The sequence below is a fragment of the Moraxella tarda genome (assembly GCF_035181405.1).
Classification (GTDB): domain Bacteria; phylum Pseudomonadota; class Gammaproteobacteria; order Pseudomonadales; family Moraxellaceae; genus Moraxella.
This window is the reverse complement of the sequence record NZ_JAYGGV010000004.1, coordinates 122,813-143,894: the sequence shown is the minus strand read 5'-3', so window position 1 is coordinate 143,894 and position 21,082 is coordinate 122,813. Positions and strand designations below refer to the sequence as shown.

Below are 21,082 nucleotides of genomic sequence, written 5' to 3'. Positions count from 1 at the left end.
CATATCAAATAAAAAACTGTGCAGATTTTATAGTATGGTAGTATAACACAGTTTTTGAGTTTGTTTTGATGTAATGATTGTTCCAATATTGATCAATCAATTGATCAATCATTGATTAAAATGATTGTTAAGAGTTGATGGTCATTGGCCTTGGCAGTCTTAATGGTTTTTGTTTTGGTTATTAACAAAGTCATTTATCTGCGAGCATAAAATTTCCCAAAGGCGTGCTTGGGCGTGCAGACTGCCCCATGCATTATGTGGGGTGAATAATACTCGTGGATGGTCTTTTAAAGTTAATAGTGGATCGTTATTTGCAAACGGTTCTTGTTCAAAAACATCGGAACCATAGCCTAAAAGTTGTCCATTGTTTATGGCGTTTACGACTGCCATGCCATCTACCACGCCACCACGGGCAACATTGATGATGATGGGGCGTTTTGTCATTTTGCTGATGGTTTTATCGTTGATAAGATGGGTGGTGTCTTGAGTGAGTGGGCAGTGCAGGCTGATGATGTCCGATGTTGCCAATACTGTATCAAAGTCGGTGTAGCGGTCATTTCGTGGGGTTTTGCCTTGATGTTCGGCGTACAGCACCTGCATACCAAAGGCGGTGGCAATACGCCCTACGCTTTGACCGATGTTGCCAGCACCAATAATACCTAAGGTTTTGCCTGATAAGTCAAAAATTGGCTCATCAATTAGGCAAAATCTACCATCACTTTGCCAAGTGCCATCGGTTGCTTTGTGATGATAAAAAATCCCTGCACGCATGATGTTTAAAATAAGCATAAAAGTATGCTCTGGTACGCTTACGGTTGAATAGCCTGCAACATTTTTCCATATTACGCCATGTGTCTGACACGCCTGAATTTCAATGTTATTAATGCCCGTGGCTGTTACATGGATCAATTTGAGTTTGGGCAAGTGTGCGATGGCATCGGCAGTTAGCTCAACTTTATTGGTAATGACGATGTCAGCATCTAGACAGCGTGTTATGATGATATCTGTGTCATTTGGCGTACTGTCGTATTTGATATAATCTGTGATGCAATCTGGCAAAGAAAGATCAGTTTTGGCAGAAAAAGTATTGGCATCTAAAAATACAGCTTTCATTAGGTTATCCAGATTGATAAGGTAAAAATTTGGTCAACTATATCACATTTGGGTAAAATTTTTACAACAGTTTTTACAATATAAGCGGTCATTTTTGTCTGACTTTCCTTATTTGACATACCTTGAAAGTCATGAAAATCACCAGTCATGCAAGAGCGAATACAAAAACTGATGATAAATTCGTGTTTTTTTAGTAGAATAGAAAGTTTTAACAGTAAATAAATTCAATTTTATACGGTATTTATATACATTAGCAAAGAGTGTTTTATGAGTCAGTTTGCCATTGGTCAGCGTTATTTGTCGGATTCTGAGAGTAATCTTGGACTCGGAGTGGTCATTGATGTTGATGATCGTTGTGTGTCGGTGCTTTTTCCCCAGTCTGAGGAGACACGCATTTATGCCAAAGCATCTGCTTTGTTGTCTCGTGTGGTTTTTTGTGCAGGTGATACCATCAGTGATCAAGATGGCAATCAGTACACGGTGGCACGATTTGAGGAAGTCTCAGGGGTCATGCGTTATCATCTGACTTGTGGTAAGTCTCTCATGGAGACTCGCTTGGCGGCCAATATCACACTGGCAAAGCCACTTGAAAGACTGCTGGCTGGACGCATTGAAAATGGCGAATGGTATGACCTGCGTCAAGATGCCTTAAAGTTGCAAGTCATGCTGTCCCGTCACCCTTTGCGTGGGTTGATTGGTGCAAGAGTGGACATCATTCGTCATCAGCTATACATCGCTCACGAGGTGGGTAAACGCCTAGCACCAAGAGTACTGTTGGCAGATGAGGTGGGTCTTGGTAAGACCATTGAGGCAGGCCTTATCATTCATCAGCAAATCATTGCAGGTAAGGCAAATCGTGTGTTAATACTGGTGCCTGATAGCCTGCAATATCAGTGGATGATTGAGTTAAAACGCCGATTTAATTTAAACTTTTCAATTTTTGATTTGGTGCGTACAGCATCAATAAAAGAACACAACCCTGACCAAAATGTCTTTGCTACCGAGCAGTTTATTATTGCAGGTATTGACCTTTTGCTTGATCATCATGACTTGTATGAGCAGGCGTTTGCTGCTGGCTTTGATTTGCTTGTGGTGGACGAAGCTCATCATTTGCAATGGGACGAGGTGCAAGGTGGTAATGATAAATATGACCTAGTGGCTGACTTTGCCGCTTATACAGCAGGCGTGTTGTTGCTGACGGCAACGCCTGAGCAACTTGGTGTGGAGAGTCATTTTGCTCGTCTAAGATTACTTGATCCACATCGTTTTGATGATTTGGATGATTTTATCGCATCTCAAGAGGCTTTTGTTGATGTGGCGATGGTGGCAACCTTGTTGATTGAAGGAAAATCTTTATCCGACAAGCAAATCAAGGCAGTTGCAGGCTTGCTTGGGTTTGGTGTAGAGCAGGTGGCAGGCATCAACGATGATGATAAGCTTCGAATGCATGTGATTAATGAGTTGCTTGACCGTCATGGCACAGGGCGTGTGTTGTTTCGCAATACTCGTGATAGTGTTGATGGCTTTTATGGGCGTATGAGTATTCCATATCCGTTGCCATTGCCGTCTGCTTGGCAAGGCACGCACTATACGCATGGCAAACTGCGTGAACAACTGTGGGGTGAGGAAAACCACCCAGATGGTGCATGGCTTGAAACTGACCCAAGAGCCAATTGGCTAATCAACCTGCTAAAAGAACCACTTAAGCATAAAAAAGTACTACTCATTGCCAGAAGTGGAGCAACTGTTGAGAGCTTGGAGGCGGTGCTACGCTTGCACGCTGGTATCCGTACGGCAATTTTTACAGAGCAGATGAATCTTTTAGAACGAGATCAGGCAGCGGCGTATTTTGCTGATGTGAATGGGGCACAGATTTTATTGTGTAGTGAGATTGGTTCAGAGGGTCGCAATTTCCAATTTGTCCAAGACTTGGTGTTGTTTGATTTGCCTGCCAATCCTGATACGCTAGAGCAACGAATTGGCCGACTTGATCGTATTGGGCAAATTGCTAAGATTAATCTGCATGTGCCTTTTGTCGTAGGAACAGCACAAGAACGCCTGTATAATTGGTATGATGGGGCGTTAAATATTTTTAATCAAATCAGCCCAACCGCACAATCGGTGCAAGAACATTTTATCACCGAACTAAAACCGCTGTTGGAGGGTGAAAATACCGATGAAAATCGTGAAGCTTTGGCACATCTGATTGCACAAGGTTCAATCTTGCGTGCTGAGTTGGAAGAGAATCTGCAAGCAGGGCGGGACAGATTGTTAGAATACAATTCTTGCCGTCCAAATGTCGCTGGTCGCATTGCACAGGCGATGACGGATTTGGATAATGACAAGCTATTGCCAATATTTTTGGACCGCTATTTTGAGGCGGTGAATATTGATTATAGCATTCAGCGTGATCATTCTTGGGTTGTTCATCCGATTGACGCACAAGAAGCGGACATTGATGGCATCGAGTCTCTGCCTTTTGGCGAAGATGGCATGACTTTGACTTTTAGTCGCAGTCAGGCGTTATCTCGTGAGGACATGGATTATATGACTTATGAGCACCCGCTTGTTACTAGTATTCTTGAAATGGTAACTTCTGGCACATTTGGCAATACACAAGTTGCTTTGCTCAAATCTGCTGCCATGCCACAGGGCATGATTTTACTAGAAAGTCATTTTCGTATTGAGGCGATTGCCCCCAGATATTTTAATTTGTCCGCTTATCTGCCCCAGCAAATACTTAGAGTGCTTTTGACTGAAAGAGGCGATGATTTGACTAAAGTTGCCACCAGTGAAAAACTTCTGCCATTGATTGAACGCCTTGATAAATCCAAAGCCAGACAGGTGGTAAAGGCTCGTGCGTCTGTCATTGAAGCTCGGGCGAATGAGGCAAAACAAATTGCTCAAAATCAGCTTAAGGACATCAGTCAAGAGGCGATGGTGCAGTTTGGTGATCATCTTAATAAAGAAATCAGCCGTTTAAAACGCCTACAATCCATCAATCCAAATGTGCGAGATGGTGAGATTATTGAGCTTGAAAGCATGCTGGCACAGGGCATGGAGGCACTTGCTAATCTATCACTTATCCCTGATAGTATTCGTGTGTTGATATGCGTCAAACCGTCATGATATTTTAAGAATAATAAGAATGAGGAAGAGGTGATGCCACATTTAACCTTAGAACTTAGCCAAGGCGTGCAAGTTGATGACATGGCGTTATTGTCTGCCATCAATCAAGCCTTATTTGATACAGGGCACTTTGAAGTGTCCAAAGACATTAAAAGTCGCATTCATCGGACTGATTGTAGTTTGATTGGATTTGTGGGTGATGGCGAAAATTTTGTTGTAGGGCATCTTGCCATTATGGCAGGAAGAGATGAAGCTACTAAGCATGCCTTGGTGGCTACCATCTTAAAGGTTTTGCAAGATATTGTTGGTTTAGACAACACAGGCGTGCAGTATGCGGTGGATTTGGTGGAGTTATCGCCTTATTATCAAAAGGCAATGGCATAGATTGTTGTCAATCGCCACCTACACCACAAATCATTATTGATGCTCAAGATATCATAAGAGGCTACCATGTCATTTGCTCAGGTTTTAACTCGTTCAGTCGTTGGTTTACACGCACCGTCTGTTACTGTTGAGGTGCACCTTTCTCAGGGTATGCCAGCTTTGACGATTGTGGGATTGGCGGAGGCTGCGGTGCGTGAGAGTAAGGACCGTGTGCGTTCAGCACTCATCAACAGCGACTTTGATTTTCCCAGTCGTAGACTGACCATTAATCTTGCTCCTGCTGATTTGCCAAAAGACGGTTCACGCCTTGATTTGCCGATAGCCATAGGAATTTTGGCGGCGAGTGGACAAATTGATGAATGCGTGCTTGATAAATTTGAGTTTGTGGGTGAGCTTGCTTTAAATGGAGAGCTTCGTCCTATCTCTGGAGCACTGTCTGTTGCCCTTGCGATTAAAAATACCAGCGAAAAACGCACGCTTGTTGTGCCCAAGGCGAATGCCCAAGAGGCAGCAAGGGTTTCTGGGGTTACTGTGCTTGGGGTAGATAGCCTACAAGCATTATGTCGCCACCTTGATGTGATCGGTGGCATCAGTCAAAATCAAGCCGACCTAATTGCACCAGCCACACTTGACAATCATCATGTTGAGGCAACTTATCAGCTTGATTTGTCTGATGTTAAAGGTCAGCACCATGCACGCAGGGCATTGGAAATTGCAGCAGCAGGAGGGCATTCGCTACTTTTTAAGGGTCCGCCAGGTTCAGGCAAAACCTTGATGGCAAGCCGTTTGCCAGGTATTTTACCTCCATTAACTGATGATGAAGCATTGGAGGTGGCAAGCATTTATTCAGTGGCAGGTGTGTCATGTGATTATGGGGTGAGGCCATTTCGTCAGGTTCATCATACAGTATCTGGTGTGGCACTTGTTGGTGGTGGTTCTCGCCCCAAACCAGGTGAAATTTCGCTGGCTCACAAAGGCGTGATTTTCTTAGATGAATTGCCAGAATTTGACAAAAAGGTTTTGGAAGTATTAAGACAGCCCATTGAATCCAAAGAAATTATCGTCAGTAGAGCCAGTGGTCAGGTTGCTTTTCCTGCTGATTTTCAACTCATTGCTGCCATGAATCCGTGTCCGTGTGGTTATCATGGCGATGGTACAAACCGTTGCCATTGCAAGGCGGATCAGGTTCGCCGTTATCAAGATAAAATCTCAGGACCACTGCTTGATCGTATTGACTTGCATATTCATGTGCCAGCCTTACCACTTGATGACCTGCAAAATGCTCCGCAGGGCGAATCTTCTGCTGGTGTGCGTCTTCGTGTGGTAAAGGCTCGCCAAATTGCCCTGAGCCGTCAGGGTAAAGCCAATAATGAACTCACCCCAAGCGAGATTGATCAATTCATCAAATTGGGCGATAGTGAACAAAATCTCATCAAAACCGCCCAAGCACGACTGAATCTTTCTGCTCGTAGCTATCACCGCATTTTAAAGGTGGCTCGTACCATTGCTGATTTGGCAGGCGTGAATGAGATTGGCATGGCTCATGTGGCAGAGGCACTGAGCTATCGTGGCTAAATTATCTTGGCTAAATTAATGACTCAATGAACCAGACCTACCTAGAAAAATGGGTGGCAAAATAGATTGATTTTGCACATCTAAAAGTTTTTGATCATAAAATCTACCAATGCTCCAAAGTCATCAAATGTCGCATCAGGATGGCTGGTGGCTATTGATTCGCCATAATTATAACCGTAAGTCAACGCTAAGGTGGTCATGCCTGCGTTTTGCCCTGCTAAGATGTCGTTTTTAGAGTCGCCTACCATGACAGCATGATGTCTGTCTATGTTTAATGCTTGGCAAATGTGTAGCAGTGGCATTGGGTTTGGCTTTTTTGCTTCTAAACTATCACCGCCTAATATGCAGGCAAATTGATGTGTCCAGCCCATGTTGCTAAGAATTTTTGGCAAAAACTGTACGGGTTTATTGGTGCAAATAGCAAGCATGAATCCATGATTTGCCAAACGATGCAACCCGTCGGTTACACCCTTATATTCGATTGTTTGGTCGTGGCAGTCGGCATACTTGGTTAAGAACAGTTCATGTGCTTCATGAAGTTTTTCATTTGGTAAATTTGCCCAATTAAGTGCACGCTCAATCAGTTTTAATGAGCCATTGCCCACCCAAGTGCGTACATTGTCCACGCCAGCTGGACCTGCTCCAAGCGTCAACAATGTTGCATCAACTGCAATTGCCAAGTCAGGTACACTATCTATTAAAGTGCCATCTAAATCAAAGATGATTAACGATTTTTGTGAAAATTGAATTTGTGATTGCATGACTTTCCTTCGTGATGGATTGCATATAATGATTGGTTTGGTTCATCATATAAAACACAAAATGTCTAAAATTTTTTTTATTGTAGCATGATTTGCTGTTTTTCAAATATTTCTATATCATTTTTGAAAAAAGAAAAAGAAAAAGAAAAAGAAAAAGAAAAAGAAAAAGAAAAAGAAAAAGAAAAAGAAAAAGAAAAAGAAAAAAGCAATTACTAACGAAAAATTGCAAAATCCAATTAATGCGATGAATGAGTAGCAATTTTTGCAAAACTTTACATTTTTCTCCACAAATACGCACAATTTTTAAGAAGTATTTTGTTATCATGACCTCAATAACTTACCTAAGCATAAGAGCAATCTAAAGTTTTGTTCTTGGTTGGTTCAGTTGGTCTAAATATATCTTTAAAAGACATATTGAATTGAAAAGACACATTGAAAAAAAGGTAAGTTTTAAAAAGCAAGCGGTGCTTAACCGCATTTTAGGAGAAAATACATGAAAACTTTAAACAAAACAATTTTGGCATTGGGTGCTTCATCACTACTGGCCATGAGTGCCAATGCTGATATTACCTATGGTTCAATGGCAGCAGGTCAGCCTTATGTGGGCGTAAAAGTTGGTCAGGTGAATGTAAAAGATGTACCTACCAAAGCAACAGCATATGGCGTATATGGTGGCTATAAGTTTGATCAAAATATTGGTGCAGAAGTTGAATATCTGGGTTCTGATGCAACGACTTATAGCAAAGATGCCAATAATTATAAGTATGATGTCAAAACTTTTGGTGCCTATGGCACTTATAACTATCATCTTAACAATACCCCAGCTTATGCCAAAGGTAGATTGGGCTTAGCAAAAACTGAGGTAAAAAACAAGGGTACGAATGTAGATTCTTCGTACAAATCTGGCAAGTTTGGTGTTGCTGGTGGTGTGGCAGTAGGTTATGATGTAACACCAAATTTTGGTCTAGAAGCTGGCTATAACTATCTAAGCTCTGATGCTTCTATGTTCAATGTGGGTGCACACCTAAAATTCTAATCTTAATGCTGATTGGAATAAAAAACAGCCGTCATTTGATGGCTGTTTTTTATTTTTAGATCATCATTTGCGATCGGGCAGGCTGATGCTCATTTCTAACATATCAATATTATCTTCGTGATGATGATTGATATTGACATCGTTGAGCTGTACACCATTAACATATTTATTGACTACCTGCAAAATCTCTCGTTTCATCTGTTCGATTCGGTCAGTGGTCAGGCGTGTATTTAGTCGGTTGGAGCTTGCCACAATAACCTTTAAGCGGTCTTTGGCAATGTCGGCACTGCTCGGCGTGTCGTTATTGCTAAATAATGATGCCCAGAATCCTTTTTTCATCTTAGCCCCCAAATATTTTTGCAAAGAAGCCTTTCTTTTTTGCCTCTAAATGGCGAAGTGGTCGCTCTTCACCTAAGAATCTCGCTACAATGTCTTCATAGCATTGACCTGCTGCAGATTCTGGGTAGTGGATTACAGGCTGACCATGGTTTGAGGCTTCTAGCACAGCGTGGCTCTCTGGAATGACTCCGATGAGTGGTATGCGTAAGATTTCATTAGCAACAGTATCAATGTCCATCATCTCGCCTTGTGCAACTCGCTCTGGATTGTAGCGTGTGATAATGAGATGCTCTTTGACACTGCCACCTTCTTTAACCCGTTTAGTGCAAGATTGTAAAATGCCGATAATACGGTCGGAATCACGCACGCTTGATACTTCTGGATTGGTAACAATGAGTGCCTCATCGGCATGATACATGGCAAGCTGTGCACCACGCTCAATACCTGCTGGACTGTCACAAATGATGTATTCAAACCCTAAATCTTCTGACAGCTCTTTGATGACGGCTGTCACACCTTCGTCAGTGAGTGCATCTTTATCACGAGTTTGTGATGCTGGCAAGATGTATAGGTTTTCAAGCTGTTTGTCTTTAACCAGTGCTTGACTTAGCTTGGCATTACCGCTGATGACATCAACAAAGTCATACACAATGCGGTTTTCACAGCCCATGATGAGATCAAGGTTGCGCAAACCCACATCAAAATCGATGATGACTGTCTTATATCCACGCTTGGCCAGACCTGCACCAAATGATGCACTGGTGGTGGTTTTGCCAACACCACCCTTACCTGAGGTTACTACAATGATTTTGGCCACAATGGCACTCCTTAAACACTTAAAATGTGAATTTTTATGAGCATAATGACTGCTGATTTTGCTAAAAATCGTTTAAGTTTATGATTTTATGAGCTTATTGTATCACTAATTACAGTTTTTGATATCAAAAAATCTATAATTGTTTATAAGGACTGATCAGCGGTAATGTCATGGTCATTTATGGTTAGATTGTCTGTATTGTCTGTTTTATTAAGCTTTCAACATTAAAAGCCAAATATGTTTAATTTAACCTATTTTTTTGGCTTGTTTGGGTGCATGACCTTAACAAGCTGCTTGCGAGGCTTTAGCCATCAAGCAGGGTGAAAATCAAACCTTTATTTTCGTCATAGCTGATTTGTACAGATTGATCAATCATCTCAACTGGAATGTCTTCACTTAGGCAATATGTGCCAGCCACTGATACTAAGGTTGGGTTGAATTTTTGGCAAAAAATGCGTGCGTCTTTATCCCCTGTTGCCCCAGCCACCAGCCGACCTAATCCGTGTCCATAGATGTGCAAACTATTATCTGTAATGGCTTCTGCACCCTGATTGACACCACCTATAATGGTCAAATCACCACCAAAATGGTGAATGCTTTGTCCTGAGCGTACCATTTGTGTATGTGCAACAGATGTGATGCTTGGTGTATCTTGCGATGGTTGAGATTGCTCGGTAAGCATTTCTTTTTTGGGTTCTGCTTTTGCTTCTAGGCGTTCAATGCGTTTGCCATCAGTGGGGAGGATTGCTAAGCGTAGCGTTTTGGCTTGCTTGCTTAATATGCCATCAACCACACCAATTGGCTGAACACCAAGTGACCAAAGTAAGTCCACAAGCTCGCTGAGTACCAAATCTACATCGCTATCAATGATTATAGGGACATTGCTCAGTGATTTTTTGGTGTTGATTAGGTTGGTTAATTCTGTCTGAATGTCGCCAAGATTGTCGGTGGTAATTTTGATTCGACTAAAAGTTAGCATTTTGCCGAATAATTGAAAGGCCTTACTCATAATCATTAACCATAAATAACAAAAATCAAACAACTAAATTGTAGCACTTTTTTGGCAATGAAAAAACACTTAAAGCAACTGATTGCTTAAAGATTTGGTATTTTCTTGATATTTGGGTGTTAGTGCTCTGATATGGCCATTTTGAGTTGCTCGTTATGCTTGTGCTGTTCAATCTTTATTTGCTGTTCAAAAGAAAATAATGCGTCCTCTAAAACTTGTGCTACCAAATCTTTTAAGATGGGTTGGTTAATATCAATATTGGCGATGCCGTGGGCGATTTGAACCATCAATGCGTCTATTGTCTGCTCGTCAAATAAGTGCGTACCAACCGATGTAGTAACATTTTTACCGATGCTTTTACCGATATTTGTGATTTGATTTTCAATCAGCGAGCCTGCCACAGGGATAAGTTTTAAATATTTGTGCAACTCTGGTGTATCAATGAGTGCTCGCTCTACTGCAAGACCAATATCATTTGGTAGTTGTTTGTTGATTTCATCATTAAAGGCAGCTTGCAATTTTGGGCTTAGTTCATTGCGTAACAGCTCTAAGATGGCACGCTCTATGGCATCACGATTGTTGTTGATGGCATTTTCAATGAGTGCGTCATGCATTTTTAAGCGTTTGATTTGTTCACGAAAATTATTGATTGCCGTCAAGATGACACGGTCAGAAAGTCCTTCTATCAGCATATTATAATAAAATTTACCTGAGTCAATCCATCGATTTGGGACAATGTTAATGCCGACTTTATGCAGGCGTCTGATGATTATGCCAGCACGCAGCAACCTTAATGCACGCAAGGCAGGAAAACACGCCAAGGCCTCGTACCAATGTACAAATGGAAAAAAGAACCAACGATGATAATGGTGATTGGCAATCGCAAACACCCAACGCAAAGCCAGCTCTGCCACCCAAAAGGCTGTAAAAATACCACCAATTGCCGTGATGATTTCATGATATTGTGTTTTATAAATCATCAGTACACCACCAACATTAAGCCATCTGGCAATATATTCGCTTAGCGTGCTCATAAGAATGCCATCTGTCAAAATCAGCATTAAATTCACCATAAGCAGTCCTAACATGATGATATCATAAGTGATTTTTAGGCGGTTTGGCTTATCCTCATGCTTGTTGCCAAATAAGGGTATGACATTATTAGGTGTTGTTTTAAATTGAGTGGTGTTAAGACTTTCTAACTTGGGTGTTTGTCGCATGAATATCACCAAAATGACTTTTTAATGTGCAAATGATCTCGATTGTATGAATCAATGCTATGCAAATAATGAAGCTTATCGAATCAAAGAATGCTAAGCCTGCTGATTAAAATCATTGAGCATCTTGTCAATGCGTGCATCTTTGGCTTGCCACACCTCATCTAGCCAGGCAAAAAACTGGTTTTGCACCTTGCTGTCATGAGTATATTCACCATTTTTTAGTGCATCAAACAAATCATTTGTCATCTTTAAATGGCGAATGTCCACGCCCAGTTGTGTCAGTCTGCCTTGCCAAAGGTCGCTGTATTGGGGTGCTCCATTGGGATAGACAAGCGTCATGTCAAGAATGCCGTCAATTTTGTCGCCAAGACTGTTGATGGCCAGTGCCAGTCCACCTGCCTTTGGTTTTAGCAGGTGCTTATAAGGTGAGTTTTGCTTGGCGTGCTTGGTGGGGGTTAGGCGTGTTCCTTCTAGATAATTAAGCAGTACAAAGGGTTTGTTGGCAAGTAACTGGCAAGCTCGTCGTGCTTCTTCAATGTCTCGGTTGGCAAGCTCTGGATTTTTTTGGATTTGTTCTTTGCTGTGGCGTTTCATCATTGGAAAATCCAAAAAATAAAAGGTTTGTCCCACAACAGGAATGTATATCAGCTCATGTTTGGTAAAAAAGCGTGTGATTGGTAAAATTCCTTCACTGACATATTGAATCACACTTGTATCCACCCAAGACTGATGATTGCAGATGAGCAAATATTTACCATCTGGTTTTAGATCATCGGGCATATTGATCCGCCAGTCTTTGGTGGGTAAAACCTTATCAATCATAAAATTATTGGAGCGAATCCAGTAATCTGCCATGCTGATGATGGCGTCGTCAGCCATCTTGGATTTGCCAAAAATCTTGGCAAGCCCTGCGACATAAAGCGGTACAGACAAGCCGAAGCTATTTGCTGCAATGCTACCTACACCGACAGCAAAGGAAACTTTTTGGGCAATGGCAGGCGACTTATCGTGTAATTTTTGAAAAAAAGGTAGGGTTTTTCTTGGTGTTTTCATCGTGGTTATGTCCTGATTGGCTGGTTTTATGCTTAAGATTTGTTTGCGTTGTTAAGATGGGTTTGGATTGCTTGGCCATACGGGTGTGGCAAATAATAAGCAAATAAATAGTAAAATGTGCAAAATTAGTATACAAGTACAAACTGGTTTTTTATTTTACCAAATTTTCATATAAAAAATTGGTAAATTTTTGTCAAAACTTTACCTGCAATTGATTTAATTTTTAGTATTGAATAAATATTTAATAATTTGGTATGAACAAGACAGTACATATGGGATACACACTGACAACAGACGAAAACTTATTTTCGGTTCATAATAATCAAGTTCGACCCATTGAATGAAAATTCAAGTTGATATAAATTTTAAGAATTTTAGGAGTGTGTATGAATAAGATGAAATCGTTGGCGATAATTGCATTGACATCTGGCATGGTGATCACTGGGTGTACCAGCACTGGTGGCATACAGACAAATGATTCGGCCAGTAGAGTGGGTTTGGGTGCATTGGCAGGGGCGTTAGCGGGTGTGGCCATCTCTCAGGCTACAGGAGGGGAGCAGACTGGGCGTGACGCCGCCATCGGTGCGGTGTTGGGTATGGGTGTGGCTACATACATGAGCAATCAAGAGGCTAAGCTAAAACAGCAAACCGCTGGCACGGGCATCAAGGTCGCTCTTGATCCTAAAACTAACAATATCAATCTTGCCATTCCAGAGGCGATTACTTTTAATGTTGGTCAATACAACATCAAGCCAAGTTCTTATCATGTCTTAAATCAGGTGGCTGATACTCTCAATGAATATCACCAGACCCATGTTCTGGTCAATGGCTATGCTTCGGTGGAAGGAGATGAATACGCCAACAAAATCTTGTCCCAAGACCGTGCTGCTGCTGTCGCTACATATTTATCATCACAAGGCGTAAGCAATGCACGCATTAGCATCATAGGTCATGGCGAGACCACAAAATTTGGTTCAAGATATGAGCCAAACCGCCGTGTTGAGCTGACCATCATTGCACCAAAAATGTGAACCGATGACCGTCTTTTCGGTTTTAGCCATTGGTTTTGTGCAAAAAATAAGAAATAAAATAAACAAAATGAGCTGGAATATTCTGGCCTTTTTGTTCATAAATTTTTATTCATAAATGAACTCAATAATTTTTGGTATAATTGCTTTTTAAATTTTGCCAGTCCAATCATGAATCTATCAGGGCTTTACCAAGCTTTTGCCAAAGCGGGCATTCGTTTAAGCATCACCAAAAAATGTGTAAAAAATATCAATTTTTGCATGAAGTTGGGTGAATGCCATGTCAGTGTACCAACTTTTGCAAGTGAAGAAGTCATTATTTTGGCTATTTACGCACGCCTGTCGTGGGCAAAGCAAGCGAATGAACGCTTGTGCCAAGTTCATGCTCAGCCACAAAGACGGCTGTTGACCTTATGGGGCAAACCCCATGATTTGCCTGATGATGACACTGAAGTTTTAAATATTTATAGACAGCATTTATCTGCAAAAATTCCCATGTTACAAAGTAAATGGCAACCGATTGTTGGTCAATCTGCTCACACTGTCCGTCTGCGTAAGATGAAAACTCGTTGGGGAACTTGTCATTTGGGCGACAGGCGAATATGGCTGTCGGTATATTTGGCGGCTTATCCTTATGAATGCACAGAATATGTGTTTGTGCATGAATTGTGTCACCTGATTCATGCCAATCATGGTACTGATTTTTGGTCAGAAGTCAAAAAAGCCATGCCAGATTATCAAAGATGGCATGGCTTATTAAAAGGGCGTGCTTAAACTCAAAATAAGTTTTAAAAAAGTATTTTTTAAAATGTGCCAACAGCACAGTAATCTTTTTGGGTGGCTGTCTTGCTGTCATTGGCCAGTGCATTACCAAAAATCTCGCTAAGTAATTGCACATCGTCTACGCGTGCATAGTTTAGGCGAGTAATAAAGGCAAGCCTGCGATGCGGGCCGCTTTCGGCAAGCGGTACAGCGGTGATGTCATGTGTGCCAACAAGCTGGTCAAGTGCCATTTTTGGAACAAGTGTCGTTCCCATGCCAGCAAGTGCCATTTGAATGATGGTGTTAAGACTGGCGTCAGAAAAGCCTGATTTTATCTCATTTTTATTCATTTGACATACCGACAGTACCTGCTCAGTCAAGCAATGCCCCTCGCCAAGTAAAAGTAAATTACTTTTGGAAAGCTCACTGCTTGTGATGTGTTTGAGGTTGGTATTACTACCATCTTTTGGGAAAATTGCAAAAAAGTCTTCCGACCAAAACTCAAAAGTGTGCAGGCCTTCAATGTGATAAGGCAGGGCGATGACAGCAGTGTCTATGTGTCCGTAACGAACCTGATCAATGAGTCGCTCGGTCTGTTTTTCGGTAACAGACAATTCAAAATTTGGATATTGTTCTTTGAGTGCTGGCAATACCTTGGGTAAAAGGTATGGGGCAACCGTTGGAATGATGCCAATGGTCATCGGATAGGCAAGGGGTGTCTGATGATTATGTGCGCGTGTTATTAAATCATTGATTTCACTAAATACACGCTGAGCTCTATCCAAAATCTCTTCACCGATGGGAGTGATTAATACCTGTTTATTGTTGCGTTCAAAAATTTGTGCATCAAGTTGTTTTTCAAGCTCAGCAATGCCCAAGCTTAGAGCAGACTGCGAGATGTTGCATTCTTCGGCAGCACGCTTAAAATGCTTGTGTTTAGCAACCGCAAGGGAAAATTCTAATTGGCGAAGCGTAATCATAAAAACCTACTTGATTAAATTTTAATTAAATTTGAAAAGTTAAAAATTACAAAATATCATGACTATTTTACACCTAAGTTTTATAAAACAAAACAAAATAATTAAAAGTTTTAAATGTAGAAGTGTAACTTTTTTGTTATGATAGAAGTAAATGGTAGACAACCACCATTTTTTTGCAACAACCTTGTAGTAATAAGTTTTTCAATTGATAATTTATATATAATAGGTAATATTATGACAGCTATCATCAATCAGCATATCCCAGAATTTACTACTGAAGCCTTTGTTAATGGTGAATTTAAAACCATTTCTACCGCTGATGTTAAAGGCAAATGGGCGATTTTTATGTTTTATCCACATGATTTTACCTTCGTTTGTCCAACCGAGTTAGAAGACATGGCAGACCATTACGAAGAGCTAAAAGCTCTAGGTGTGGAAGTGTACGCTGTTTCTACTGATACGCATTTTGTGCATAAAGCATGGCATGACGCATCACCTGCGATTGGTAAAGTTAAATACCCAATGCTAGGCGACGGTACAGGGGCGATTACTCGTGGCTTTAATGTCATGATTGACGGTCAGCACGCAGCCCTTCGTGGTACTTTCTTAGTAGACCCAGAAGGTCTGATTAAGGTTGCTGAAATTCATGATTTGGGCATTGGTCGCTCTGCCAAAGACATGATTCGTAAAGTCAAAGCTGCTCAATATGTACGAGACAATGACGGTGAAGTTTGCCCAGCAGCATGGGAAGCGGGTCAAGAAACTTTAAAACCAAGCCTTGATTTGGTTGGTAAAATCTAATATCTGAATTTGATTTAAGTTTGATAAAAAATCACCCTATTTGGGGTGATTTTTTGTTTTATGCTAAACATATAAAACAAAAAACCCAAGTGCTAAGGCTTGGGTTTTTGAGTAAGTTCATGAATTCATGCTTTGCTTTGTAGATAGTGAAACAGCTCGTCTTTTAGGCCAAGTTTTTTGCGTTTTAGGCCTTCAATTTCTTCGGCACGACTGGCATGAGCAACTGGGTCGTTTTCAAGTTTGGTAATTTCTTCGTCAAGTTCGTTATGCTCATCAAATAATTTTACAAAGTGTAGATCGTTTTCTGTTTTTAGTTTAGTGATAAGTTCTCGGTATTCTGGAAACATGACTGTTCTCCTTGGTTGGTTGGAAGATACCACAGTGGTGGCCACATTCTTATCTTATCAAGAATACCGCATATTGGCAAGTGATAAAGTAACGATTTTATCAAAACTCTTCGGTGTGTATTTGGTTGATTGGATATGATCAGCACTAATAATGGTTGAGCTTTAATAATCTTAGTGTTTAAAATTCTTAAATTTTCATTTTACATCGGTGCTTATATAATGAAATTATCCCAAATATTGTTTTAAAAAAAGGTAATAATCATGCTAGATCAGTCACTTTTAGACGCTGTTAAAAACTATGCCACCAATATGACTCACCCAATCCAAATCATCATTGGTCAGGGTGAACACACCAAACGAGCAGAACTTATTGATTTTCTTGAAAAAATTGCCAGTACTTCAGATAAAATTGGCTTTGATAAGACAGTCGTAGATACTGATCTTTCGCCCATGACTTTTAAGATTACCGCCAAAAACCGTGATACAGGTATTGTATTTAGTGGTATTCCAGGCGGCCATGAATTTACTTCGTTGCTGCTTGCGATTTTACATGCTGGCGGCCATACCATGAAACTAGATGAGGGTGTTCAAAATCTGGTTAAGCGTATCCAAAAGCCACTGAAATTTCAAACCTTTGTTTCGTTATCCTGTCATAATTGCCCTGATGTTGTGCAAGCACTTAATCAGTTTGCCATTTTGAATGATGGTATAGAAAATGAAATGATTGATGGTGGTGTGTTCCCCGAGCTTGTGGCAGCTAATAATATCCAAGGCGTGCCTGCGGTATTTTTGGACGGCAAGCCATTTTTAAATGGTAAGGTGGATACTGCACGCATTATTGATAAACTACAGTCTGAATATGCTGATCTGTTCGCCCCTGCTGAGATTGAGCAACTACAAACCCAAGATGTTACGGTGATCGGTGGTGGCCCTGCAGGTAGTGCGGCAGCAATTTATACAGCCCGTAAAGGCCTTAAAGTGGCATTGGTCGCCGATCGCATTGGCGGTCAGGTCAAGGACACCCAAGATATTGAAAACTTGATTTCCGTGCCACTCACCAACGGCAATCAGCTTGCAGGCAACCTTGCTATGCACATTAAAGAATACGACATTACTGTCAAAGAGCATGTCAGTGTGTCTGCTGTTGAAGAGATTAAGGGTGGTTATCAAATCACACTGAATACAGGAGAAAACTGGATTTCTCGTACGATTATCGTAGCGACAGGGGCAAAATGGCGTAAACTTGGCGTTAAAGGCGAAGATGAGAACATTGGTAATGGTGTGGCATATTGCCCACATTGTGATGGTCCGTTCTTTAAGGGTAAACCTGTGGCGGTTATCGGTGGTGGCAACTCTGGGGTAGAGGCGGCACTGGACTTGGCAGGGATTGTACAACATGTAACGGTGCTAGAATTCGGTGATAAACTGCGTGCCGACCAAGTGTTGATTGATAAAGCTGCGGCTCGTGATAACATCACCATCATCAAAAACGCAGCCACGATGGAAATTACTGCAAATGGTGGCAAGGTAGATGGTCTTATCTACCAAGATCGAAAAAGTGGTGAGAGTAAGACTTTGCCATTAAATGCGATTTTTGTGCAAATTGGTCTGGTGCCAAGCTCAGAAGTGGTGAAAGATTTGGTGAATATTACACCACAAGGCGAAATTGAAATTGATGCCAAGTGTCGCACCAATAAAGCGGGAATTTTTGCCTGTGGTGATGTAACCACCGTGCCATTTAAGCAGATTAATATTGCGATGGGCGAAGGTTCAAAAGCAGGTTTGTCCGCTTTTGAGTATCTGATGATGAATTCTTGATTCGTCATTGATTGGACAAAAAAACACGCTCATGATCGGGCGTGTTTTTTATTGGGGTTTAGGTGATGATTAAGGTTGTGGGGTTCTAACTTAATTTATATCATCTAATGATTTATCTTTTGTGTATGATAATCAATGATTTGCAAAATTTGTTTTATTTCAATTTTCTTCATAATATTTTCCATATATTCCCAATTTGGCTCGCCATTTTTATCAATCGGTAGCATAATGGTTTGTTTATTCATTCGTTGGGCATTGAATTTATAACCATATTGGTATTTTTCTTTTTGTTGCAAGATAATCGTTTTTAAGAATAAATATACCCATTTATTGGCATAATTTTTACTTTTTAATGCCAATCTTTTAACATCATCAGAAAAGATACACTCATAAGGGTGATAAAAATTTTCTACCACACTGCCATTATAATTAACGCCCAAAATATTTTTATCAAGACTGGCGTTGGTATTGCTCACAAATTCAGTAATGCCATTATTAAATTCAGTCGCTCCAATAAACGGCATATCACCACGAGTCATTTCTGATTTGGTTAAACGCACACCAGATTTAATAAAAAACACTTGACTTAATTTAAATGTCGCCCATACTACTCGGCTCGGCTCGGCTCGGCTCGGCTCGGCTCGGCTCGGCTCGGCTCGGCTCGGCTCGGCTCGGCTCGGCTCGGCTCGGCTCGGCTCGGCTCGGCTCGGCTAAGATATTGTATTGATTTAAATAAGAAAGTAAAGTCTCTATTTTGTCTTTTTCAATATTTTTGGTAAAATCTTCCATAAACTGCCAATTTGGATTACTATTGTTATCTATGGGTAGCATAATTTTTTGTGCCGATAATCTTTCATTGTTAATAGAATATCCGTGACTAAATTTGTCTCTCTGAATGGAAATCATTAGACAAATATATAACATTGCACTTTTTGTTAAATTTATTTTTGGTAATAGAGCGGTAACGTGGGTATCAAGTGCTGTTTGTGTGGATTGAATACGCCAAAGACCAAAAAGACGATGAATTGTTGGCAGAAAGCGAAAGGGATTTTGTCAGTTATTTAAAGGAAGTGGCGATATTATCAAAATAACAACATTTATTTGATAAATAAAATACCGCTATCAAAGATATTGTCATTAAAGGAGTAAAAAATGCACTTAAATACAACAACACCCACCAAACTCACTGTGGGCGACCATATTCGTGTGCTAAGTCCCTCATCGTCGGTTGCAAGTATTGGCGGATTTGACGCCAATTTGCCCGCCAAAGCACGGCTTGAGGCCTTAGGCTTTGTGGTGTCTTTTTCAAAAAATTACTTTAAGCACGATGTATTTGGTTCGGCAAGCATTCAAGACAGGGTGGATGATATTCACGAAGCGTTTTTGGACAACAGCGTCAAAGCCATTTTGGCAACGATTGGCGGATTTAATTGTAATGAATTGTTGCCTTATTTGGATTATGATTTAATCAAAAATAATCCCAAAATCATTTGTGGCTATTCAGACACCACCGCTTTATTAAATGCCATATATGCCAAAACAGGGCTGATCACTTATATGGGGGCAAGCTATTCGTCATTTAAAATGGATGTCTTGCAAGACTACCAAAGCACAATGTGGCTTAACGCAATGACCCAAACGCATTATACACTGACACCAAGCAAATATTGGTCTTCCGATGCATGGTACTTGCCCAATGCCCTACGCACCTTGTTTGATACACAATGGAAAATATACACCCATGGCATCGCCCAAGGCGTGATTATTGGCGGCAATTTGGCAACTTTTTGTTTATTAAATGGCACGCCATTTTCCCCAAAAAGCATCATTGAAAATCAAGCATATGTGTTGTTTTTGGAAGCGGCAGAAGGGTACACGCCACAAGATATTTTGCGTCAATTTACTGCTGTTATGCAAAATTATCCCAATCCACAAGCTTTGGTGCTCGGCAGATTTCCAAAAGAATGCCAAATGAATGAGCCGTTATTGCACGAAATGTTGTCCAGATTTGCTTATCTAAAAACCATACCTGTGATTTATGACACCGATTTTGCCCATACTCAGCCATTATTTACAATGGGTATTGGTGCAATGGCGTATGTGGATACACAAAAACTGTGTATTGAATGTTTTGAAACGACAAAATAGAATAATGGACAATTATTTGAAGTAGACGCAATGATTGAGTTCGGGGCTGTAGCAGATTAACAACCACCAATACTACAAAAATAAAGTAACTTGTTGTAAATTAAGTAAAAAATCTCAGAAAATACTGCTTGAATTTTTCGTAGCAGGTGTTACTACTAGAACAGCCAGTGATTTGCTTGAAATTCAGCAACCCTATCTTACCACAAAACACATCTTGTGGTAAGATATCATCTTAACCTAGAAGCCCAAACACTCTTTGATGGTGAAATAGAACTTAATGAAAGCTACTTTGGCGGCACTCGCAAGGCTAAGCGTGATCGTTGCCAGTAGTAAAAACTGCTGTATTTGGCTTATTGGAACTAATGGCAGAGTTTATACCACCCTAGTTAAAGACACCAAAACAGACACGCTTATGCCTATCATTGCAAGTAAGTCAAACTTGACAGTATCGTCTATACGGACAGCTACCGAAGTTACAATGTTATTGATGTGTCTAATTTAAACACTTTTAGATAAATCATCAAAAAGAGTTTGCAGATAAACAAGACAGGCAAGACCACATCAATGGCACCGAAAACTTCTGGTTACAAGCCAAAAGAGTGCTAATAAAATACAATGGCATTGACAAAAAACTTTCATCTTTTCATCAAAGACTTAGGTTAGATTTAGCTATGGTACACCATCTAATCAACTTAAAGTATTGAGAAAATGGTGTGGAATTTAAAATTTATCTGCTGCAGTTCCTAATTTTTTATTTAATTT

21 protein-coding genes and 1 pseudogene are annotated in these 21,082 nt (G+C 40.6%); 11 read left to right on the top strand and 11 right to left on the bottom strand.

Annotated features, from left to right (window positions below; all coding sequences use genetic code 11):
- Positions 1–159: 159 nt before the first annotated feature.
- Positions 160–1,113 carry a D-2-hydroxyacid dehydrogenase gene (locus tag U9670_RS06840; protein ID WP_323841906.1) on the bottom strand — a complete coding sequence of 318 codons (954 nt, stop codon included), beginning with the start codon at positions 1,111–1,113 and terminating at the stop codon, positions 160–162.
- A gap of 267 nt (positions 1,114–1,380) precedes the next feature.
- Between U9670_RS06840 and rapA the strand changes: the two genes are divergently transcribed.
- The 3 genes from rapA to U9670_RS06825 all read left to right on the top strand — a co-directional run bounded on the left by rapA (position 1,381) and on the right by U9670_RS06825 (position 6,201).
- Positions 1,381–4,242 carry an RNA polymerase-associated protein RapA gene (gene rapA / locus U9670_RS06835; RefSeq protein WP_323841907.1) on the top strand — a complete coding sequence of 954 codons (2,862 nt, stop codon included), beginning with the start codon at positions 1,381–1,383 and terminating at the stop codon, positions 4,240–4,242.
- Between the two features lie 33 nt (positions 4,243–4,275).
- Positions 4,276–4,626, top strand: a complete 351-nt coding sequence (locus U9670_RS06830; RefSeq protein ID WP_323841908.1) for a 5-carboxymethyl-2-hydroxymuconate Delta-isomerase — start codon at positions 4,276–4,278, stop codon at positions 4,624–4,626.
- Positions 4,627–4,692: 66 nt separating this feature from the next.
- The gene (locus U9670_RS06825; protein ID WP_323841909.1) at positions 4,693–6,201 is read left to right on the top strand and encodes a YifB family Mg chelatase-like AAA ATPase; all 1,509 of its coding nucleotides are present in this window, start codon (positions 4,693–4,695) and stop codon (positions 6,199–6,201) included.
- Between the two features lie 80 nt (positions 6,202–6,281).
- Here U9670_RS06825 and U9670_RS06820 read toward each other — a convergent pair whose 3' ends face one another.
- The gene (locus tag U9670_RS06820) at positions 6,282–6,962 is read right to left on the bottom strand and encodes a phosphoglycolate phosphatase (RefSeq protein WP_323841910.1); all 681 of its coding nucleotides are present in this window, start codon (positions 6,960–6,962) and stop codon (positions 6,282–6,284) included.
- 493 nt (positions 6,963–7,455) lie between these two features.
- Between U9670_RS06820 and U9670_RS06815 the strand changes: the two genes are divergently transcribed.
- Positions 7,456–7,998 (top strand): porin family protein, encoded by a 543-nt coding sequence (locus tag U9670_RS06815; RefSeq protein ID WP_323841911.1) that lies wholly within the window; start codon positions 7,456–7,458, stop codon positions 7,996–7,998.
- A 63-nt stretch (positions 7,999–8,061) separates the two neighbouring features.
- Here the strand turns inward: U9670_RS06815 and minE are convergent, their stop codons facing one another.
- The 5 genes from minE to yihG all read right to left on the bottom strand — a co-directional run bounded on the left by minE (position 8,062) and on the right by yihG (position 12,436).
- The gene (gene minE / locus U9670_RS06810) at positions 8,062–8,337 is read right to left on the bottom strand and encodes a cell division topological specificity factor MinE (RefSeq protein WP_323841912.1); all 276 of its coding nucleotides are present in this window, start codon (positions 8,335–8,337) and stop codon (positions 8,062–8,064) included.
- A gap of 1 nt (position 8,338) precedes the next feature.
- Complete coding sequence (gene minD / locus U9670_RS06805) at positions 8,339–9,154, bottom strand: septum site-determining protein MinD (RefSeq protein WP_323841913.1); 816 nt, start codon at positions 9,152–9,154, stop codon at positions 8,339–8,341.
- Positions 9,155–9,458: 304 nt separating this feature from the next.
- Positions 9,459–10,163 (bottom strand): septum site-determining protein MinC, encoded by a 705-nt coding sequence (gene minC / locus U9670_RS06800; protein WP_323841914.1) that lies wholly within the window; start codon positions 10,161–10,163, stop codon positions 9,459–9,461.
- A gap of 119 nt (positions 10,164–10,282) precedes the next feature.
- On the bottom strand, positions 10,283–11,383 hold the full coding sequence (locus U9670_RS06795) for a hypothetical protein (protein WP_323841915.1): 1,101 nt from the start codon (positions 11,381–11,383) through the stop codon (positions 10,283–10,285).
- A 93-nt stretch (positions 11,384–11,476) separates the two neighbouring features.
- Positions 11,477–12,436 (bottom strand): 1-acylglycerol-3-phosphate O-acyltransferase, YihG family, encoded by a 960-nt coding sequence (yihG, locus tag U9670_RS06790; protein WP_323841916.1) that lies wholly within the window; start codon positions 12,434–12,436, stop codon positions 11,477–11,479.
- Between the two features lie 386 nt (positions 12,437–12,822).
- Between yihG and U9670_RS06785 the strand changes: the two genes are divergently transcribed.
- Both U9670_RS06785 and U9670_RS06780 read left to right on the top strand, forming a co-directional pair.
- Positions 12,823–13,467, top strand: a complete 645-nt coding sequence (locus tag U9670_RS06785; RefSeq protein ID WP_323841917.1) for an OmpA family protein — start codon at positions 12,823–12,825, stop codon at positions 13,465–13,467.
- Between the two features lie 168 nt (positions 13,468–13,635).
- Positions 13,636–14,238, top strand: coding sequence for a M48 family metallopeptidase (locus U9670_RS06780; RefSeq protein WP_323841918.1), 603 nt, complete (start codon positions 13,636–13,638; stop codon positions 14,236–14,238).
- A 29-nt stretch (positions 14,239–14,267) separates the two neighbouring features.
- Here U9670_RS06780 and U9670_RS06775 read toward each other — a convergent pair whose 3' ends face one another.
- Complete coding sequence (locus U9670_RS06775) at positions 14,268–15,206, bottom strand: hydrogen peroxide-inducible genes activator (protein ID WP_323841919.1); 939 nt, start codon at positions 15,204–15,206, stop codon at positions 14,268–14,270.
- 234 nt (positions 15,207–15,440) lie between these two features.
- Here U9670_RS06775 and ahpC point away from each other — a divergent pair, with 234 nt between their 5' ends.
- A complete protein-coding gene (gene ahpC / locus U9670_RS06770) occupies positions 15,441–16,007 on the top strand; it encodes an alkyl hydroperoxide reductase subunit C (protein ID WP_323841920.1) in 567 nt (188 codons plus the stop codon).
- A gap of 125 nt (positions 16,008–16,132) precedes the next feature.
- Here ahpC and U9670_RS06765 read toward each other — a convergent pair whose 3' ends face one another.
- A complete protein-coding gene (locus U9670_RS06765) occupies positions 16,133–16,354 on the bottom strand; it encodes an HP1242/YdcH family protein (protein ID WP_323841921.1) in 222 nt (73 codons plus the stop codon).
- Between U9670_RS06765 and U9670_RS06760 the strand changes: the two genes are divergently transcribed.
- Both U9670_RS06760 and ahpF read left to right on the top strand, forming a co-directional pair.
- A complete protein-coding gene (locus tag U9670_RS06760) occupies positions 16,353–16,493 on the top strand; it encodes a hypothetical protein (RefSeq protein ID WP_323841922.1) in 141 nt (46 codons plus the stop codon). The genes U9670_RS06765 and U9670_RS06760 overlap by 2 nt on opposite strands.
- 122 nt (positions 16,494–16,615) lie before the next feature.
- Positions 16,616–18,172 (top strand): alkyl hydroperoxide reductase subunit F, encoded by a 1,557-nt coding sequence (ahpF, locus tag U9670_RS06755; protein WP_323841923.1) that lies wholly within the window; start codon positions 16,616–16,618, stop codon positions 18,170–18,172.
- Between the two features lie 104 nt (positions 18,173–18,276).
- On the opposite strand, the gene U9670_RS06750 is transcribed toward ahpF, so the two are convergent.
- Both U9670_RS06750 and U9670_RS08720 read right to left on the bottom strand, forming a co-directional pair.
- Positions 18,277–18,753: a restriction endonuclease subunit S gene (locus tag U9670_RS06750; protein ID WP_323842635.1), complete on the bottom strand. Its 477-nt coding sequence runs from the start codon at positions 18,751–18,753 to the stop codon at positions 18,277–18,279.
- A 10-nt stretch (positions 18,754–18,763) separates the two neighbouring features.
- A complete protein-coding gene (locus tag U9670_RS08720; RefSeq protein ID WP_501993684.1) occupies positions 18,764–19,171 on the bottom strand; it encodes a restriction endonuclease subunit S in 408 nt (135 codons plus the stop codon).
- A gap of 153 nt (positions 19,172–19,324) precedes the next feature.
- Here U9670_RS08720 and U9670_RS06735 point away from each other — a divergent pair, with 153 nt between their 5' ends.
- Both U9670_RS06735 and U9670_RS06730 read left to right on the top strand, forming a co-directional pair.
- Entirely contained in the window at positions 19,325–20,320 is a 996-nt protein-coding gene (locus U9670_RS06735; protein ID WP_323841925.1) for a S66 family peptidase, read from the top strand.
- Positions 20,321–20,375: 55 nt separating this feature from the next.
- Positions 20,376–21,044, top strand: a pseudogene (locus tag U9670_RS06730) (IS1595 family transposase).
- Positions 21,045–21,082: the final 38 nt, after the last annotated feature.

Bases quoted from the DNA above. Each gene is read 5' to 3' on its own strand.
- ahpC (WP_323841920.1), top strand. From the start codon at position 15,441: ATGACAGCTATCATCAATCAGCATATCCCAGAATTTACTACTGAAGCC.
- U9670_RS06760 (WP_323841922.1), top strand. From the start codon at position 16,353: ATGACTGTTCTCCTTGGTTGGTTGGAAGATACCACAGTGGTGGCCACA.
- U9670_RS06815 (WP_323841911.1), top strand. From the start codon at position 7,456: ATGAAAACTTTAAACAAAACAATTTTGGCATTGGGTGCTTCATCACTA.
- U9670_RS06825 (WP_323841909.1), top strand. From the start codon at position 4,693: ATGTCATTTGCTCAGGTTTTAACTCGTTCAGTCGTTGGTTTACACGCA.
- U9670_RS06840 (WP_323841906.1), bottom strand. From the start codon at position 1,113: ATGAAAGCTGTATTTTTAGATGCCAATACTTTTTCTGCCAAAACTGAT.
- yihG (WP_323841916.1), bottom strand. From the start codon at position 12,436: ATGAAAACACCAAGAAAAACCCTACCTTTTTTTCAAAAATTACACGAT.
- minC (WP_323841914.1), bottom strand. From the start codon at position 10,163: ATGAGTAAGGCCTTTCAATTATTCGGCAAAATGCTAACTTTTAGTCGA.
- U9670_RS06820 (WP_323841910.1), bottom strand. From the start codon at position 6,962: ATGCAATCACAAATTCAATTTTCACAAAAATCGTTAATCATCTTTGAT.
- U9670_RS06785 (WP_323841917.1), top strand. From the start codon at position 12,823: ATGAATAAGATGAAATCGTTGGCGATAATTGCATTGACATCTGGCATG.
- ahpF (WP_323841923.1), top strand. From the start codon at position 16,616: ATGCTAGATCAGTCACTTTTAGACGCTGTTAAAAACTATGCCACCAAT.
- U9670_RS06780 (WP_323841918.1), top strand. From the start codon at position 13,636: ATGAATCTATCAGGGCTTTACCAAGCTTTTGCCAAAGCGGGCATTCGT.
- U9670_RS06735 (WP_323841925.1), top strand. From the start codon at position 19,325: ATGCACTTAAATACAACAACACCCACCAAACTCACTGTGGGCGACCAT.
- U9670_RS06795 (WP_323841915.1), bottom strand. From the start codon at position 11,383: ATGCGACAAACACCCAAGTTAGAAAGTCTTAACACCACTCAATTTAAA.
- U9670_RS06765 (WP_323841921.1), bottom strand. From the start codon at position 16,354: ATGTTTCCAGAATACCGAGAACTTATCACTAAACTAAAAACAGAAAAC.
- U9670_RS06830 (WP_323841908.1), top strand. From the start codon at position 4,276: ATGCCACATTTAACCTTAGAACTTAGCCAAGGCGTGCAAGTTGATGAC.
- U9670_RS06775 (WP_323841919.1), bottom strand. From the start codon at position 15,206: ATGATTACGCTTCGCCAATTAGAATTTTCCCTTGCGGTTGCTAAACAC.
- minE (WP_323841912.1), bottom strand. From the start codon at position 8,337: ATGAAAAAAGGATTCTGGGCATCATTATTTAGCAATAACGACACGCCG.
- rapA (WP_323841907.1), top strand. From the start codon at position 1,381: ATGAGTCAGTTTGCCATTGGTCAGCGTTATTTGTCGGATTCTGAGAGT.